This is a genomic window from Kitasatospora nipponensis, assembly GCF_039528135.1.
Taxonomy (GTDB): Bacteria; Actinomycetota; Actinomycetes; order Streptomycetales; family Streptomycetaceae; genus Kitasatospora; species Kitasatospora nipponensis.
On sequence record NZ_BAAALF010000165.1, the window covers coordinates 3,768 to 18,977 of the forward strand.

General features: G+C 74.8%; 18 protein-coding genes. 5 read left to right on the top strand and 13 right to left on the bottom strand.

What is annotated here, in order from left to right; translation table 11 throughout:
* From ABD323_RS31520 to ABD323_RS31530, 3 genes are all read right to left on the bottom strand, one after another.
* Positions 1 to 288: TetR family transcriptional regulator (locus tag ABD323_RS31520; RefSeq protein WP_344445452.1), on the bottom strand; the 288-nt coding region annotated here is incomplete at its 3' end.
* On the bottom strand, positions 285 to 647 hold the full coding sequence (locus ABD323_RS31525) for a DUF1304 domain-containing protein (RefSeq protein ID WP_344445453.1): 363 nt from the start codon (positions 645 to 647) through the stop codon (positions 285 to 287). The genes ABD323_RS31520 and ABD323_RS31525, both read right to left, overlap by 4 nt.
* Before the next feature lie 157 nt (positions 648 to 804).
* Positions 805 to 2,226 (bottom strand): amidase, encoded by a 1,422-nt coding sequence (locus tag ABD323_RS31530; protein ID WP_425556223.1) that lies wholly within the window; start codon positions 2,224 to 2,226, stop codon positions 805 to 807.
* A gap of 342 nt (positions 2,227 to 2,568) precedes the next feature.
* Here ABD323_RS31530 and ABD323_RS31535 point away from each other — a divergent pair, with 342 nt between their 5' ends.
* Complete coding sequence (locus tag ABD323_RS31535) at positions 2,569 to 3,351, top strand: VOC family protein (RefSeq protein WP_344445455.1); 783 nt, start codon at positions 2,569 to 2,571, stop codon at positions 3,349 to 3,351.
* Between the two features lie 83 nt (positions 3,352 to 3,434).
* Here the strand turns inward: ABD323_RS31535 and ABD323_RS31540 are convergent, their stop codons facing one another.
* The 3 genes from ABD323_RS31540 to ABD323_RS31550 form a co-directional block, all read right to left on the bottom strand.
* Positions 3,435 to 4,208: a VOC family protein gene (locus ABD323_RS31540; protein ID WP_344445456.1), complete on the bottom strand. Its 774-nt coding sequence runs from the start codon at positions 4,206 to 4,208 to the stop codon at positions 3,435 to 3,437.
* A gap of 157 nt (positions 4,209 to 4,365) precedes the next feature.
* Positions 4,366 to 4,836, bottom strand: a complete 471-nt coding sequence (locus ABD323_RS31545) for a GlcG/HbpS family heme-binding protein (protein WP_344445457.1) — start codon at positions 4,834 to 4,836, stop codon at positions 4,366 to 4,368.
* A 151-nt stretch (positions 4,837 to 4,987) separates the two neighbouring features.
* Positions 4,988 to 6,037 carry an NAD(P)-dependent alcohol dehydrogenase gene (locus tag ABD323_RS31550; RefSeq protein WP_344445458.1) on the bottom strand — a complete coding sequence of 350 codons (1,050 nt, stop codon included), beginning with the start codon at positions 6,035 to 6,037 and terminating at the stop codon, positions 4,988 to 4,990.
* Positions 6,038 to 6,135: 98 nt separating this feature from the next.
* On the opposite strand from ABD323_RS31550, the gene ABD323_RS31555 reads away from it, so the two are divergent.
* Complete coding sequence (locus tag ABD323_RS31555; RefSeq protein WP_344445459.1) at positions 6,136 to 7,023, top strand: helix-turn-helix domain-containing protein; 888 nt, start codon at positions 6,136 to 6,138, stop codon at positions 7,021 to 7,023.
* Positions 7,024 to 7,035: 12 nt separating this feature from the next.
* Here ABD323_RS31555 and ABD323_RS31560 read toward each other — a convergent pair whose 3' ends face one another.
* Positions 7,036 to 7,299: a dsRBD fold-containing protein gene (locus tag ABD323_RS31560; protein ID WP_344445460.1), complete on the bottom strand. Its 264-nt coding sequence runs from the start codon at positions 7,297 to 7,299 to the stop codon at positions 7,036 to 7,038.
* A 175-nt stretch (positions 7,300 to 7,474) separates the two neighbouring features.
* On the opposite strand from ABD323_RS31560, the gene ABD323_RS31565 reads away from it, so the two are divergent.
* On the top strand, positions 7,475 to 7,702 hold the full coding sequence (locus ABD323_RS31565) for a hypothetical protein (RefSeq protein ID WP_344445461.1): 228 nt from the start codon (positions 7,475 to 7,477) through the stop codon (positions 7,700 to 7,702).
* 20 nt (positions 7,703 to 7,722) lie between these two features.
* Here the strand turns inward: ABD323_RS31565 and ABD323_RS31570 are convergent, their stop codons facing one another.
* On the bottom strand, positions 7,723 to 8,313 hold the full coding sequence (locus ABD323_RS31570) for a TetR/AcrR family transcriptional regulator (RefSeq protein ID WP_344445462.1): 591 nt from the start codon (positions 8,311 to 8,313) through the stop codon (positions 7,723 to 7,725).
* Positions 8,314 to 8,390: 77 nt separating this feature from the next.
* Between ABD323_RS31570 and ABD323_RS31575 the strand changes: the two genes are divergently transcribed.
* Complete coding sequence (locus tag ABD323_RS31575; RefSeq protein WP_344445463.1) at positions 8,391 to 8,930, top strand: hypothetical protein; 540 nt, start codon at positions 8,391 to 8,393, stop codon at positions 8,928 to 8,930.
* Between the two features lie 22 nt (positions 8,931 to 8,952).
* Here the strand turns inward: ABD323_RS31575 and ABD323_RS31580 are convergent, their stop codons facing one another.
* Complete coding sequence (locus ABD323_RS31580) at positions 8,953 to 9,387, bottom strand: hypothetical protein (RefSeq protein ID WP_344445464.1); 435 nt, start codon at positions 9,385 to 9,387, stop codon at positions 8,953 to 8,955.
* Positions 9,388 to 9,540: 153 nt separating this feature from the next.
* Entirely contained in the window at positions 9,541 to 9,864 is a 324-nt protein-coding gene (gene fdxA / locus ABD323_RS31585) for a ferredoxin (protein ID WP_344445465.1), read from the bottom strand.
* Positions 9,865 to 9,959: 95 nt separating this feature from the next.
* On the opposite strand from fdxA, the gene soxR reads away from it, so the two are divergent.
* Entirely contained in the window at positions 9,960 to 10,424 is a 465-nt protein-coding gene (soxR, locus tag ABD323_RS31590; protein WP_344445466.1) for a redox-sensitive transcriptional activator SoxR, read from the top strand.
* A gap of 14 nt (positions 10,425 to 10,438) precedes the next feature.
* On the opposite strand, the gene ABD323_RS31595 is transcribed toward soxR, so the two are convergent.
* The 3 genes from ABD323_RS31595 to ABD323_RS31605 all read right to left on the bottom strand — a co-directional run bounded on the left by ABD323_RS31595 (position 10,439) and on the right by ABD323_RS31605 (position 15,060).
* Positions 10,439 to 10,627, bottom strand: a complete 189-nt coding sequence (locus ABD323_RS31595; protein ID WP_344445467.1) for a hypothetical protein — start codon at positions 10,625 to 10,627, stop codon at positions 10,439 to 10,441.
* A gap of 84 nt (positions 10,628 to 10,711) precedes the next feature.
* Entirely contained in the window at positions 10,712 to 12,922 is a 2,211-nt protein-coding gene (locus ABD323_RS31600) for an MGH1-like glycoside hydrolase domain-containing protein (protein WP_344445468.1), read from the bottom strand.
* Positions 12,919 to 15,060 carry a beta-galactosidase gene (locus tag ABD323_RS31605; protein WP_344445469.1) on the bottom strand — a complete coding sequence of 714 codons (2,142 nt, stop codon included), beginning with the start codon at positions 15,058 to 15,060 and terminating at the stop codon, positions 12,919 to 12,921. Before ABD323_RS31605 ends, ABD323_RS31600 begins: the two co-directional genes overlap by 4 nt.
* Positions 15,061 to 15,210 lie beyond the last annotated feature (150 nt).

Here is a 15,210-nt window from a genome sequence, read left to right on the forward strand (position 1 = left end):
CGCGGCGACGGCGGCCAGGAACGCGGTCAGCGGGGGCGGCGGGACCGCCGGGTCGGGCGTGCCCTGCCAGGCGTGCAGGGCGGTCACCGCCTCGCGGGCGGTCTCCGCGCAGGAGTCGAGCGCCAGCGCCGAGAGGTCGGGGTAGTGCAGGTAGAAGGTGGCCCGGCTCAGGCCCGCCCGGCGCACCAGCGCCGCCACGCCGACCTCGGCCAGCGGCCGCTCCAGGCACTCGGCCCGCAGCGCCGCGCGGAGCTTGGCCCGGGTGCGCTCCACCCGCGGGTCGCTCATCGGGCGGCCAGGGTGAGCGCGAGGGCGAGCGCGGCCGGCAGCGCCTGGACGAAGAGGATCCGCCGGTTGGCGGTGGCCGCGCCGTAGACGCCGGCGATCACCACGCAGACCAGGAAGAAGACCCGCACCGGGAAGCCGGTCGGGTCGGCCGCGATCAGTCCCCAGACCAGGCCGGCGGCCAGGAAGCCGTTGTAGAGGCCCTGGTTGGCGGCCAGCGTGGCGGTCTGCCGGGCCGTGGCGGCGTCGAAGCCGGACAGCCGGCGGCCGGGTCCGCGCTGCCAGAGGAACATCTCCAGCACCAGGAAGTAGCCGTGCAGGGCGGCCACCAGGCCCACCAGGATGTTCGCTGTCGTCTGCATGGTCGCTCCCGGGGTGTGGGCGGGCCCGCGCGGGCAGGTTTCTGGACAGGTGTCCATTAGAAGATAGACACCTGTCCAGAATCTCGTCAACCCACCCGACGGCCCACCCGACGGCCCACCCGTCACCCCGCCGGCCACCCCGCCCGACGGGCCCCGCTCAGTCCTGGATCCTCCGCCAGGGCTGGTCGGCCTCCAGCGCGAAGGCGAGCTCCAGCAGGGTGCGCTCGTCGCCGTGCGCCGCCGAGAGGTGGACGCCGATCGGCAGGTCGTTGGCGGCCGCGCCGGTGGGCAGCGCGATGCCCGGGCCGCCGGCGATGTTGTTGACGGGCGTGAAGGCCACGTACCGCTCCAGGCGGTCCTTCAGCTCCTCGAAGGGGACGTTGGGGTTGAGGTGACCGATCGGCGGGGCGACGTGCGCGAGCACCGGCGAGAGGATCACGTCGTGCGCCTGGAAGAGCCCGGCGTAGGAGTCCTTCACCCGGGCCAGCCGGCGCAGCATCCCCGGGGTGCCCAGCATGCCCCGCAGGTAGGTGCGGCGCAGGCCCTGGGTGAGCCCGTCCAGCCGGTCGGCCCGGAAGCTGCGGTCCACCGTCAGCCGGCCGGTGAGGGCGATCAGGAACGCCAGGTACCCCCAGTAGAGGGTGAAGTCGTCGGCGAACGCCGCGTCGAACGGCAGGGTGGTCTCGCTGACCTGATGGCCCATCGACTCCAGCCGCAGCGCGGTGCGCCGCACCGCCTCGCGGGTCTGCGGGTCGGTGACCGCGAGCGGCGAGTCCAGCACCAGCCCGATCCGCACCCGCCGGGTGCCGGGGCCCTCCACCAGGCCCAGCGGCGGCAGGGCCGGGTTGCGGTGGTAGCGCTCGGCGGCCGCGAAGAAGGCGGCGCTGTCGCGCACCGAGCGGGTCAGCACGCCGTCGGTGATCAGGTCGACCGGCAGCTTGCGGCTCATGTCGTTGGCCACCAGGCGGCCGCGGGTGGGCTTGAGGCCGACCAGCCCGCAGCAGGCGGCCGGGATCCGGATCGAGCCGCCGCCGTCGTTGGCGTGCGCGAGCGGCACCGCGCCGGTGGCCACCAGCACGGCCGCACCGCCCGAGGAGGCGCCGGGCGAGTGCTCGGGGTTCCACGGGTTGCGCACCGGGTCGGCGGCGGCGAACTCGGTGGAGGCGTTGAGGCCGAACTCCGGCAGCCGGGTCTTGCCCAGCACGGTCACCCCGGTGCTCAGGAACTGGTCGGTGAAGCCGGAGTTGCGCCCCGCCGGGCGGGGCCGGAAGGCGGCGCTGCCCTGGCCGGTGGGCAGGCCGCGCAGGTCGACGTTGTCCTTGAGGTAGGTCGGGACGCCGAAGAGCGGTGCGGCCGGGTCGGCGCCGGCCGCACCCCACGGCTCCCGGTGGGCCGGGAAGGCGACCGGGTTCAGCGTGGCCTGCAACCGCTCCGCGCGGGCGGCCGCCGCTCGGGCCAGTTCCGCCGGGCTGACCTCGCCGGCGCGCACCAGTGCGGCCAGCGCGACCGCGTCGTGGTCGCCGAGCGCGTCGTCGCCGAACGCGTGGACCCTGTCGTGTGCCACCAGCACTCCTCGCATCCTGGGGACGCGGCGCCAGGAACCCGCTGAGCGCCGGGCGATCACCACCGTGAGCCGGGGTCATGCTCGCACAGGGACCGGCATGTTACCAGTGCGTACGTGGATCACGCCCGGCGCGGCGCACCGATCGGCCCAGGCCAGCGGCGGTGTCCCGGTCCTCCCCACCGCGGCGGCGGCGCCCCGGCCGGCGGCGGCTCCTCGACGGTGGGGGCCGCGGGCCCGATCGCGCCCCGATTGTCAGTGCCTCGTGGGAGTCTGACCATGACTCAGGACGTCGCCGCGCGCCACCCCGCCCGGCCCGTCCCGGCGACACAGCGGTTCCACCGTCAAGGAGCATTGATCATGGTCACCACCGAGTACCCGGCCGGCTCTCCCAACTGGGTCGACCTCGGCAGTCCGGACACCGGCGCGGCCGCGGCCTTCTACGGCGCGGTCTTCGGCTGGGAGTTCCGCTCGGCCGGCCCCGAGGCCGGCGGCTACGGCTTCTTCCAGCAGGGCGGCAAGACGGTCGCCGCCGTCGGCCCGCTCAACGAGCCGGGCGCGGCCTCGGCCTGGACGGTCTACTTCAGCACGCCGGACGCCGACGCCCTCGCCAAGGCCGTCGAGCAGGGCGGTGGCGCGGTGCGGATGGCCCCGATGGACGTCATGGACGCCGGGCGGATGGCACTGTTCACCGACCCCACCGGCGGCCGGTTCGCGATCTGGCAGCCGGGCCGCACCAAGGGGCTGGACGCGATCGGCGAGCCGAACACCTTCTGCTGGGCCGAGCTGCACACCGCCGACCCGGCGGCCGCGATCTCCTTCTACCAGGCGCTCTACGGCTGGGGAGCGGCCGACTCCGGCCTGCCGGGCATCGAGTACTCGGTGCTCTCGGTCGCCGACGCGGGCCCGCAGGACATGGGCTTCGGCGGCGTGGCCGGCCCGCACGAGGGGCTCGCCGACGGCTGGCTGCTGCACTTCGCGGTGCCGGACGCCGACGCCGCCGTCGCGGCGACGTCGGCGCAGGGCGGCTCGGTGGTGATGCCCGCCTCCGACCTCCCCACGGTGGGCCGGATCGCGGTGCTGGCCGACCCGGCCGGCGCGCAGTTCGCCGTCATCCAGCCGGTCCCGCCGCAGAGCGCCTGACCCCGCACGGCGGCGCCCGACCGCCGGGCACGCCGGTGCCCCGGACCGCCTGCTGAGCGGTCCGGGGGCGGGCGACGCCGTGCTCAGCCCCGGGGCGGGGCGATCAGGCAGAACGCGGCACCGGCGTCGTCCCGCACCACGGACATCCGCCCGTACGGCGTGTCGGCCGGCGGGACCAGGATCCGGCCACCGAGGTCCACCACCTGGGCCGCCTTGAGGTCGGTGTCGGTGACCGCGAAGTAGACGCTCCAGAACGAGGTGGTGCCCGGCGGGATCATCGACGGCTGGCCGCCGATGCCGCCCGCCATCGCCCCCGCGACCTTGAAGACCGAGTAGTCCATCCCCGCCACGTCGTCGTACGTGTAGCCGAAGACCTGCTGGTAGAAGCCGCGCGCCACCCGCGGGTCGGTGGAGAGGTTCTCGTTCCAGGTGAACGCGCCCGGCTCGTTGGCCAGCCCCGAGCCGCCGTGGGTGCGCCCCTGCCAGAGGCCGACCACCGCACCGGCCGGGTCGACGACCACGGCCATCCGGCCGAAGTCCAGCACCTCGACGGGCTCCACCAGCACCCCGCCGCCGGCGTCACGGACCTTGGCGACGGTCCGGTCAACGTCCTCCGCCGCCAGGTAGGTGTTCCAGACCGCGGCCGGCCCCGACTCCTCGCCGGGCTGCTGGGGCGCGATCCCGGCCACCCGCACCCCGCGCAGCGTGGCCAGCCGGTAGTGCCCGCCGTCGGCACCGATCTCGGTGAACTCCCAGCCGAACAGGGACCCGTAGAAGGCCGCGGCCCTGACGGGGTCGGCGGCCGTGAGGTCGACCCAGCAGGGGACGCCCTCGCGGTAGGCGGTGATCTTCGACATGGTGGCGCCCCCAGCGGGCCGGCGGGTGGAGGGGCGCGGAGACGGCCCCCGACCAGGCTCGGCCCGGGGCCCGCCCGCCGCAAACGCGGCTGCGCCGCTTGGCGCACCGCGGTCACCGACCGTCACCGGCCGTCACCGGCCGGCCCGTGGCCACCGGCTACCGCGCCACCCAGCCGGCCTCGGCGGACCGGGCGCAGGCCACGTCGTCGGCCGGGTCCGGGGCACCGCTCACCCCGAGGCCGCCGACCACCACCCCGCCCGGCCCGCGCAGCGGCAGTCCACCACCGAAGATCACGAACCGGCCCAGCGCCGCCGCGTGCAGTCCGAAGAGCGGACCGCCCGGGGCCGCCGCCACCGCCAGCTCGTGGGTGGCCGCGCTGTTGGCCACGGCCGTGTACGCCTTGTCCGGGGCCAGCACCGCACCGGCGATCTCCGCGCCGTCCATCCGGGCGAAGGCCAGCAGGTTGCCGCCCGCGTCCACCACGGCGGCCGAGACCAGCAGGCCGCGCTCGGTGGCGGCGGCCAGCGCGTCCGCGCAGAGCCGCTGGGCGGCCGCGAGGTCCAGCGGGGCGGTGGTGCCGGTGGACGGCGGGGCGGCGGAGGCGGACGGGGAGGCGGGAGTGGTCATCGGCGGTCACCCGTTCGCTGAGGCGTCGTCGGATCCGCTCCAGCCTGCTCCCCCGCCGCCCGCCGCGGAAGTCCCCCGCTGTCAGGACCCCGGGCCACCCCCTTACACCCCGTCACCCCCCGCCCGCCCACCGGCGATCGGCGATCGGCGATCAGATCGTGGCGGCGTCGATCACGAAGCGGTACCGCACATCGCTCGCCAGCACCCGCGCGTACGCCTCGTTGATCTGCCGGGCCGCGATCACCTCGATCTCCGAGCCGATCCCGTGCTCGGCGCAGAAGTCGAGCATCTCCTGGGTCTCCCGGATCCCGCCGATCATCGAACCGGCCAGCGCCTTGCGCCCGTTCACCAGCGCGAACGGCGAGACCACCATCGGCTGGTCCGGGATGCCGACCTGCACGAACGTGCCGTCGGTGCGCAGCAGACCCAGGTACGCCTCCAGGTCGAGGGTGGCCGAGACGGTGTTCACGATCAGGTCGAAGCGGCCGGCCAGCTGCTCGAAGGTGGCCGGGTCACCGGTGGCGTGGTAGGCGTCCGCGCCCAGTCGCAGGGCGTCCGGGCGCTTGGCCGGGGTCCGGCCCAGCACGGTGACCTCGGCGCCCAGCGCGTGCGCGATCTTGACGCCCAGGTGCCCCAGACCGCCGAGCCCGACCACCGCGACCCGCTTGCCCGGGCCGGCGCCCCAGTGCCGCAGCGGGGAGTAGAGGGTGATGCCCGCGCAGAGCAGCGGTGCGGCGACGTCCAGCGCGAGCGCCTCGGGGATCGTGACCGCGTAGTTCTCGTCCACCACCAGGTGGGTGGAGTAGCCGCCCAGGGTCGGCTCCCCGTCCCGGTCGGTGGCGTTGTAGGTGGCGGTCATGCCGCCGCCGGTGCAGTACTGCTCCTGGCCGGCCACGCAGTTCTCGCAGGTCCGGCAGGAGTCGACGAAGCAGCCGACACCGACCCGGTCGCCCACCGCGTACCGGGTGACCCCGGGACCGACCGCGCTGACCAGGCCGGCGATCTCGTGGCCGGGCACCATCGGGAAGATGCCGTCGCCCCAGTCACCGTTCACCTGGTGGATGTCGGAGTGGCAGATGCCGGAGTACTTGATCTCGATCAGGATGTCGTGCGCGCGCAGCTCCCGCCGGGTGATGACGGTCTTCTCGAGCGGGGCCTTCGGCGTGGCGGCGGCGTAGGCCGCGACAGTGGTGTCGGTCATGCGGCCAGCCTGCCCGCGCGCGGCCGCGGCAACCAGCCCCGGCTCTGCGTACGACTGCCGTGCGTACCACTGGCAGACACACCCTCATACTCGACGGCATGGACCAGCGCACCGAACTCAGCGAGTTTCTGCGGTCCCGGCGGGCCCGGTTGCGGCCGGAGGACGTCGGGCTCGTCTCCTACGGCGGGCGCCGGCGGGTGCCTGGGCTGCGGCGCGAGGAGCTCGCGCAGCTGGCCGGCGTCAGCACCGCCTACTACGCGCGGCTCGAACAGGGCCACGGCGAGAACGTGTCGAGCGGTGTGCTGGAGGCGATCGCCGCCGCACTGCGGCTCAACCCGGCCGAGTGCGAGCACCTGACCCGGCTGGTGCGGCCGGTGCCCCGGCGCCAGCGCGGCAGCGGCCGCCCGCAGCGCATCCACCCGGAGCTGCAGCTGGTGCTGGACGCCATGGACGGCGTGCCGGCCTACGTGTTCGGCCGCCGGCTCGACGTGATCGGCTGGAACCGCCCGGCGCTGGCGCTGTTCGGCGACTTCTCCACGATGCCGCCCGAGCAGCGCAACATGGCCTGGCAGGTCTTCCGCAACCCGGACTCCCGGACGTTCTACGACGACTGGGAGGCCAAGGCGAGCATGGTCGTCTCCTGCCTGCGACTGGACGCCGGCCGCTACCCGGACGACCCGCGACTGACCTCGCTGGTCGGCGAACTCTCCGTCCGCAGCGAGGACTTCCGGCGGCTGTGGGCGGCCCACGACGTGCAGGACAAGGGGCACGGCGTCAAGGAGCTGCACCACCCGTCGGTGGGCCGGCTCACCCTCTCCTACCAGACCTTCCGTCCCTCGATCGACCCCGAGCAGACGCTGATCACCTACTACGCCGAGCCGGCCTCGCCGTCCGCGGACTCGCTGCGCCTGCTGGTCAGTTGGGCGATGGACTCGTACCCCGCGTCCGCCCGGCCGGCCGCCCGCGCCGAGCAGCCGCCGGGCTGAGAGGGGTCGTCCTCAGTAGATCAGGTAGGCGGGGCGGTGGCCCTCGTCGTCGATCTCGCCGGTGGCCTGGGCCCGCAGCTTGTGCGAGAGGTCGTCCAGCGCCCGCCAGGCGGCCACCTCCTCGCCGATCCGGGCCAGCGGACGGTCGTCGGCGCTGCGCACCGACTCCCCGTGACCGCTCAGGGCGGGCGCCCGCGCGCCGACCAGCCGGGCGTCGCACGCGGTGTGGACGCCGTCCTCCTCGAAGCTGAGCTCTACATCCCACTGGTTGTGCATGGCGCGCCTCCTGGCACCGCCCCCCACACGACCCGTTCCTTCCCCCCAGCGTGACCCCGGCCCCGCCCCGGGGCAACCGCCCACGGGCCCCGGCCCGGCCATTGACCGGGCCGGGCGGGGGCGGCGAGGATCTGGTGCCGGACCTCACCCCTTCCCGGCCCGAGGGAGCAGCACGATGGCCCACCTGCCCCAGCCGCCGCACCTGCCCGAGCCGCCGGACCTGCCGCAGCCCCCGGAGCTCCCCGAGCCCTCGGTACTGCCCGACATCCCGCACCTGCCCACCCCGCGCGCCCTACCCAAGGCGCCGCACCTGCCCCGGGCGACCGAACTCCCGGACGCCCCGGAGCTCCCCGAACCGCGGCTGCCCCGAGCCCCCCGGCTCCCGGACGACCCCGCGAGCTGATCAACCCTGAGCCGCGCCCCTCACGCCCCCGTGGCCAGCTGCGCCAGGTGCCGGGCGACCACGCCCCGCAGCAGCTCGGGGGTGGCGCGGTCGGGGCGGATCACGCGGTGCACCACCAGCCCGTCGACCAGCGCGTAGAGCCGCTCGGCCTCCACCGCGAGCTCGCCGTCCGCGACGCCGGCTGGGAGCAGCGCGGCGACCAGCTGGCGGCACAGCTCCTGCAACAGCTCGTAGCTGAGGTCCCGCACGGCCCGCAGGCCCGGTTCGCTCTGGGCGCGGGCCGTGAAGGCCAGCCAGACCTCGGCCTCGGCGAGGCGCTCGGCATCCAGCGGGAGCAGCTCCTCGACCACCTGCCGGACCGCGACCGCGGGGTCCGGGTCGGGGGCGAGCGCCTCCAGCCTGGCCCGCACCCGGTCGATCACCAGCTGCATGGCGAAGGTCAGCACCTCGGCCTGGTCGGCGAAGTAGTGCCGCAGCGCTCCCGCTGAGAGCCCCGCCTCGGCGGCGACCGTCCGCACCGAGACGCCCTCCAGGCCGCGCCGGCGGATCAACCGCCAGACGGCCTGCGCGACGGCGGTGCGGCGGGCGTCGGGGTCCACGACTTTCGGCATCCGGCCTTTCTAGCACAGCCGTGTTACGTTGTTTTAGCACGTGCGTGCCAAAAAGATCGCCGAACACTGGGGGTCCCGTGCTCTACCTCGTCATCGTCGGCTGCGAGGCCGCCTTCTGGGTGCTGCTGGCCGCCGCCCTGCTGCTGCGCTACGGCGCCGGCATGCCGCGGCTGAGCACCGCGCTCCTGCTCGCCCTGCCCGCCGTGGACCTGTTGCTCTTCGCGGCCTGCACCGTCGACCTGGCCCGCGGCGCGGCCCCGACCACCGCACACGGCCTGGCCGCGGTCTACCTGGGCACCTCGGTCGCCTTCGGCCCGCACCTGGTCCGCTGGGCCGACAGCCGGCTCGCCCACCGCTTCGGCGGCCCGCCCCCCACCAGGGCCCCGCGCACCGGACCCGAGCACGCCGCCCACGAGCGCCGCACCTGGCTGCGCCACCTGCTCGCCTGGGCCATCGGCGGCATCCTGATCCTGCTGGACACCGCCGTCGCCGGCGGCCCGCACCGGTCCGGGCCGCTGATGGGCCTGGCGGCGACCTGGACGGCGGTGCTGGTCGTCGACTTCCTCTGGTCGTTCAGCTACACGCTCTTCCCCCGCGGGCCCCGCACCCGGTCCTGACCCGCGGGCGGGCCTGGGTGGGTCAGCAGCCGGGGCCGGAGTGCCAGCCGGACAACCAGTTGACGATCTGGTGGTTGCTCGGGTCGTTCTCGCCGACCAGCTCCTGGACGCACGTGCCGACACCCTTGACCCGCGCGGGGCCGGCGTAGGTGGTGAAGTTGCCGGAGTCGTACCCGTCAGTGCCCTGGCCCCCGTTCTTGGCGGCCAGCGAGATCTGGGTGAACGTCTTGACCCCCGCGTACTCCGACTTCACGAAGACGGAGCAGTTGTCGGTGCCGTCCCAGTAGTCGTAGACCCAGCCCGCCTCGTGGCCGCTCGTGTCGGTCACCTTGCCGGACCACGAGAGGTTGCCCGCACAGCCGTAGCTCCCGGCGTAGGCGTTCGGCGAGGCGACGACGACGCCGAGGGTCGTGAGGCCGAGGACGGAGAGAGTGGATATGAGCTTGCGTGCGCGCACGGCAGTGTCCTTCCGGTGAGGCGGGAATGAGGGGACGTCAGGTGATCCTAGTGTCCCGCCCGTCACTCCCATCACTCCCGTTACTCCCGTCATCCCTGGCGCTCCAGGTACTCCCGCCCCGTCGACCTCGAACCCCGCGGCGCCCCCGGTGGGTCAGACGGTGTCCTGGACCGGCAGCGCCGCCACCATCGGATGGTCCTTCTCGATCAGGCCGAGCTTCGCGCTGCCGCCGGGGGAGCCGAGGTCGTCGAAGAACTCGGCGTTCGCCGTGGTGAAGGGCCGCCACGGGTCCGGGGTGTCGTCCTCGCGGTAGATCGCCTCGACCGGGCAGACCGGCTCGCAGGCACCGCAGTCGATGCACTCGTCGGGGTGGACGTAGAGCATCCGCTCCCCCTCGTAGATGCAGTCGACGGGGCACTCCTCCAGGCATGCCTTGTCCTTGACGTCCACACAGGGCAGGGCGATCACAAACGTCATCGGGCTGCCGTCCTCTCATGGTCGGTGCTGCTTCCGGCTCTGACGCAGCCGACCGTAGGGCCTCAAGTAAACTTGAGGGCAAGAGGAGGCGGTGCATGACGACCCATCATCCCGACGGCGCCGGGGCCACGCCCGATGACCGGCTGGGCATCGGCGAGGTCAGCGCGCGGACCGGGGCGGCGGTGTCCGCCCTGCGGTTCTACGAGGAACTCGGGCTGATCGCGTCCGAACGGGACGAGCGCAACCAGCGCCGCTACCCCCGGCACATGCTGCGCCGGGTCGCCCTGATCTCGGTGGCGAAGCGGATCGGCATCCCGCTGCAGGACCTCCGGGAGGCGTTCGCCGACGTACCGCTCGACCGGCCGCCGAGCCACCAGGAGTGGCAGCGCGCGTCGCGCGGGTGGAAGCGCCGCCTGGAGGAGCGCCGGCAGACCATCGAACGGCTCGAGGCCGAGCTCACGGGCTGCATCGGCTGCGGCTGCCTCTCGATGAAGGCCTGCGCCCTGCTGAACCCGGGCGACGCGCTGGCCGAGGACGGGGCCGGACCCCGCCGTCTGTAGCGGGATCGGGCCCCTCAGGGCGCGCCCAGGTCGCGCAGGTGGCCCTCGGTGATGTCGCGCAGCTTGTCGGGGTTGGCGATGTCGTGGACGGTGGCGATGCGGCCCACGGCGTCCAGGCCCACCGTGAGGACCCCGATCACCCGCCCGGCGCCGGCGAAGACGATGCCGGGGCCGCCGTTGATCCGCACGAAGCCGACGGTCATGTCGTCCTGCTCGACCCCCTCGTAGGGGCGGTGCTTGCCCAGCAGGGCCAGCCGCGGGTGCGCTCCGACCGCCGGGCCCCGGCCCTAAGCGCCTCCGTCCCCGCCTCCGTCCCCGCCCGCATCCACGCCCTCGTCCCCCGCCAGCAGCGGCAGCAGCAGGGCCGCCGACCAGCTGAAGTTGCTGGAGTTGAGCGCCCGTCCGGTCAGCGGGTCGTAGTTCTCGTGGATCGGCTGGTCACCCGTCAGCCCCTGCGCGCCCGCCAGCAGCCGGTCGGTCAGCGCCCGCGCGTCCGCCCGGTACCCGTAGCGCTGCAGGCCGGTCAGCGCGAAGTACGCCTGGTCCAGCCAGACCGCCCCGCGCCAGTAGCCGGTGGCGTCGAAGGCCGGCGAGCTCGCCGCGACCGTCGGGAACGGCAGCGGGGTGGCGAACTCGCCCGGGTCGACCAGCTTGCCGCGCACGGCCGCCGCCTGCTCGCGCGAGGCGACGCCGGTCCAGAGCGGGATCGCGCCCTCGATGCCGCGCCCGCGCGCCACCAGCGGGGTGCCGGTGCCGAGCGCGGTGTCGTAGAACCAGCCGGTCGCCGGGTCGTACATCCGTCCGCGCACCTGCGCCGCCAGCGCGGCCGCGCTCGCCCTCCAGCGGGCCGCCTCCGCCGTCAGGCCCAGCCGGCCGGCGATCTGCGCCAGGTAGCCGCGGTCGGCCGACAGGTAGGAGTTGAGGTCCACCGACTCCTGGTCGAGCGAGTAGCCCAGCGGCGCGCCGGCGGCGGAGCGGTTCGCCACGGTCGCGGCGCCGGCCTGCGCGTCGAAGCGCGGCGCGTTGTCCATGCCGCTCTCCCAGGCGGCGGCCTGCCGGGTCGACTCGGCGTCCGCGTTGGCGGGGTCGAGGGTGGCGCCGTACTCGGCCAGGCCGTTGCCGTCGTGGTCCCGGTTGCGGCTCCACCACTGCTGGTAGGCGACCAGCTTGGGGTACAGCTCGCGCAGGAAGCCCAGGTCGTGGCCGGCGAGGTAGACCTGCCAGACCGACCAGGCGGCCAGCGGGGGCTTGGAGTTGCGCTCGTTCCAGTTGCCGCCGCCGTGCGCCGGGTCGTTGTAGAAGAGGCAGTCCGGGATCATCCCGGCGTCCTGCGGCCGCTCCGGGTCGTCCGGCTGCACCTGGTAGTCGAACATGGCCCGGATCTGCGACTGGGCGAGCGGCGCGTCGAAGCGGCTGGTGCCGACCGCCTGCTTCCAGGTGTCCCAGGACCAGAAGCCGCCGGCGAACCACTTGTCCGAGATCGAGGGGGTGATCCCGTCGTGCCGCAGCGCCCCGGCCGCGCTGCGCCAGTTGGTCACCAGCGTCTCCACCGCCTTGACGGCGGTGCGCCGCCGGTCGGCCGGCACCCCGGCCGTTGCGCCGGCCAGGTAGCCGCGCCAGCGCCGCTCGCCGGCCTCCACGGCGGCCTGCGGATGCCGCAGCAGAGTGCGCACCGAGGCCCGGGCCCGGGCCGCCTCGTCGGCCGTGAAGGTGTACGACTCCGCCCAGTCGATGCTGCGGTGGGCTCCGGGCGCCAGGCGCACCGGCGCCGTGAGGTCGGTGCGGTAGGAGTCGCCGGTCACGGTGCTGGTGACCGGCGCGTCGTGGGTGACCTCGAAGCGTTCGGTGCCGTCGGTCAGGTAGTCCCAGGTCGAGCGGACCCGGGCGAAGGAGACCGCGACCCCCTGCCCGGTGGCCGCCAGCGCCGGCGCGCTGCGCATCGGCTCGTCGGCGGGGCGCAGCAGCTCACCGGTCCAGCCGACGCCGAGGGTCCGGGCGGCGGGGCCGTCGTTCTCCAGGCCGGCCCGGACCAGCGCGGTGCGGTCGTCGGCGAACCGCAGGTCGAGGGTGAGCCGCAGCCCGCCGCCGAGGTCGTAGCGCTCGCTCAACGCGCCGGGCAGCGAGACGAAGACCGGGGTGCCACCGGCGGCCAGGTCCAACGTCCTTCCCGACTCGCTGAGTTGGATCCGGCTGAAGGAGCGGCTGAGCCACCAGGGGTACTCCTGGGCGATGTAGAGCGGGCCGCTGAAGCCACCGTACTGCGCGCGGTCGCCGGCGCCGGGCAGCGCGTAGGCGTGCCACGCGCCCTGGTCCGCGAAGACGGTGATCGGGTTGACGTCGCCGTCGCCGGACGGCAGCGCGGCGCTCGGCACGCCGTGCAGGTCCAGCACGTCGGCGTAGCCGCCCGGCGGGTCCAGGGCCAGCGCGGGCGGCGGCGCGGCGGTGAGCGCGGCGGTGACCAGGACGGCGGTCGCGGCGGCACGTAAGGAGCGGTTCAACGGGGTTCCGGCCTCTCTGGGGTGGTGGGGGACGGTGCGGCGGTGGGGTGGTGCCATCGGCGGAGCACCGCGACGTCGAGCGGCCCGAGCGGCAGGGTGTCGCCCGCGCGGGCGCCGGTGAGCAGGTCGACGGCGCCGCTCCAGCGGTCCGGCAGGGTGATCGCCACCGGGTGCCGGCCGTGGTTGAGCAGGAAGAGGTGCGCCACGCCGTCCGGGTTGGTCCGCACGGTGGCCTCCACGTCCGGCGGCAGCTCCAGCAGGGGCGTGACGCCGGCCGCGGCGAGCACCGCGTCGAGCACCGCGCCGATCCCCTCGTCAGCGCCCGTACCGGCTCCCGGGTCCCCGCCGGCTTCCCGGCCCGTTTCCCGCTCCGCCGCGGGCTCCGCGCCCAGGTGGCAGCTGACGTACCAGGCGGTGCCGTGCCGGGTGACGGCGGGCCGCCCGGCCAGCGGGCCGCCGGTGTAGCGGGCGAAGGTCTCCGCGCCCAGGCTCTCCAGCCACTCGCTCCAGAGCGTGGCCGCCAGGGTGCGCCCGTCGGCCAGCGTCACCGGGGTGGTGGCGCCGTCCGGCAGCGGCCAGTACTCGTCGACCGCCACGCCCAGCAGCTCGCGCAGCGGCCCCGGGCTCCCGCCGGGGTGGATGTGGTCGTGCTCGTCGACCACCCCGCTGAAGCCGCCGCAGACCAGTTGCCCGCCGCCGGCCGCGAAGCGGGTCAGCCAGTGGGCGGTGCTGTCGCGCAGCAGGTAGGCGTTGGGGGCCAGCAGTACCCGGTAGCCGGTCAGGTCCGCGCCGGGGGCGACGAAGTCCACGGGCACCGAGCGCGCGTGGAGCGCCGCGTACCAGGGGCGCAGCAGCTCGGGCCAGCGCATCCGGGCCGAGGGGTGGTCGTCCAGCTCCAGCGCCCACCAGGACTCCCAGTCCAGCAGCACGGCGACCTCGGCTCGGCTGCGGCCGCCGGCCACCGAGCCCAGCCTGGCCAGTTCGGCGCCGAACCGGACGCTCTCGCGCCAGGCGCGCCCCGCCGTGCCCCGGTGCGGCAGCATCGCGCTGTGGAACTTCTCGGCGCCCGCCCGCGAGGCCCGCCACTGGAAGGAGAGCACGCCGTCCGAGCCGCGGGCCACCGCCTGCAGCGCCCAGAGCCGGCGCAGCGCGGGCGGCTTGGGGACGTTGACGGGACGCCAGCTGACCGCGGAGGGAGCCTGCTCCAGCAGTAGCCAGGGCGCGCCGCCCCTGAGCGAGCGCATCAGGTCGTAGCCGAGCGCGGCCCGGACGTGGGCCCGCGGGTCGGCCGGGTCCGGGTAGGCGTCGTCCGAGACCAGGTCCTCGTGCCGGGCCCACTGCCAGTAGTCCAGCGCCTTGAACATCGACATGAAGTTGGTGGTCACCGGCACGCCGGGCGAGAGCTCGTCCAGCACCGCCTTCTCCGCCCGGTGGCAGGCGAGCAGCGCGTCCGAGCAGAACCGGCGCCAGTCGAGCAGCTGGGTGGGGTTGCCCGGTCCCGGCGCGGTGCGCGGCGGTTCGATCTCCGCCAGGCTGCCGTAGTGCTGCGACCAGAAGCTGGTCCCCCAGGCCGCGTTGAGCCGCTCCACGGTGCCGTAGCGCTGCGCGAGCCAGCGCCGGAAGTCGGCCGCCGAGCGCGGGCAGAAGCACTCGGTCACGTGGTCGCCGTACTCGTTGTGCACGTGCCACAGGACCAGCGCCGGGTGGTCGGCGTAGCGGCGGGCGAGCGCCCGGGCCAGCTCGACGGCCGCCGCCCGGTAGTGCGGGGAGGAGGGGCAGTAGTGCTGGCGGGAGCCGAACTCCAGGCGCACCCCGTCGGCGGTGACCGGCAGCACCTCGGGGTGGGCGCGCACCAGCCAGGCCGGCGGCGAGGCGGTCGCGGTGGCGAGGTCGACGGCCACCCCGTGTGCGTGCAGCACCTCCAGCAGCCGGTCCAGCCAGTCGAAGTCCCAGCGGTCGGCGGCCGGTTGGAGCCTGGCCCAGGCGAAGACGCCGACCGTGACGAGGTTGACGCCGGCCTCCTTCATCAGCGCGGCGTCCTCGGCCCAGACCTGCTCGGGCCACTGCTCGGGGTTGTAGTCGCCGCCGTACAGCAGGCCCGGGACCCGGGTCGGCCCGTGCCGTTGGGAACCGTTCACGCAGCGGACCCACCGTCCTGCCGGGCGGGCCGGGCGCGCCGATCCCGCGAAGTGACATGTCACATGTGGGATACAGCAGAGCGAGCCGGCGGCCGCCCGTCAAGAGTGCCCCGGGCCCCGCGGCAGGCCCCGGCGCCCCGCGGGCGGCGG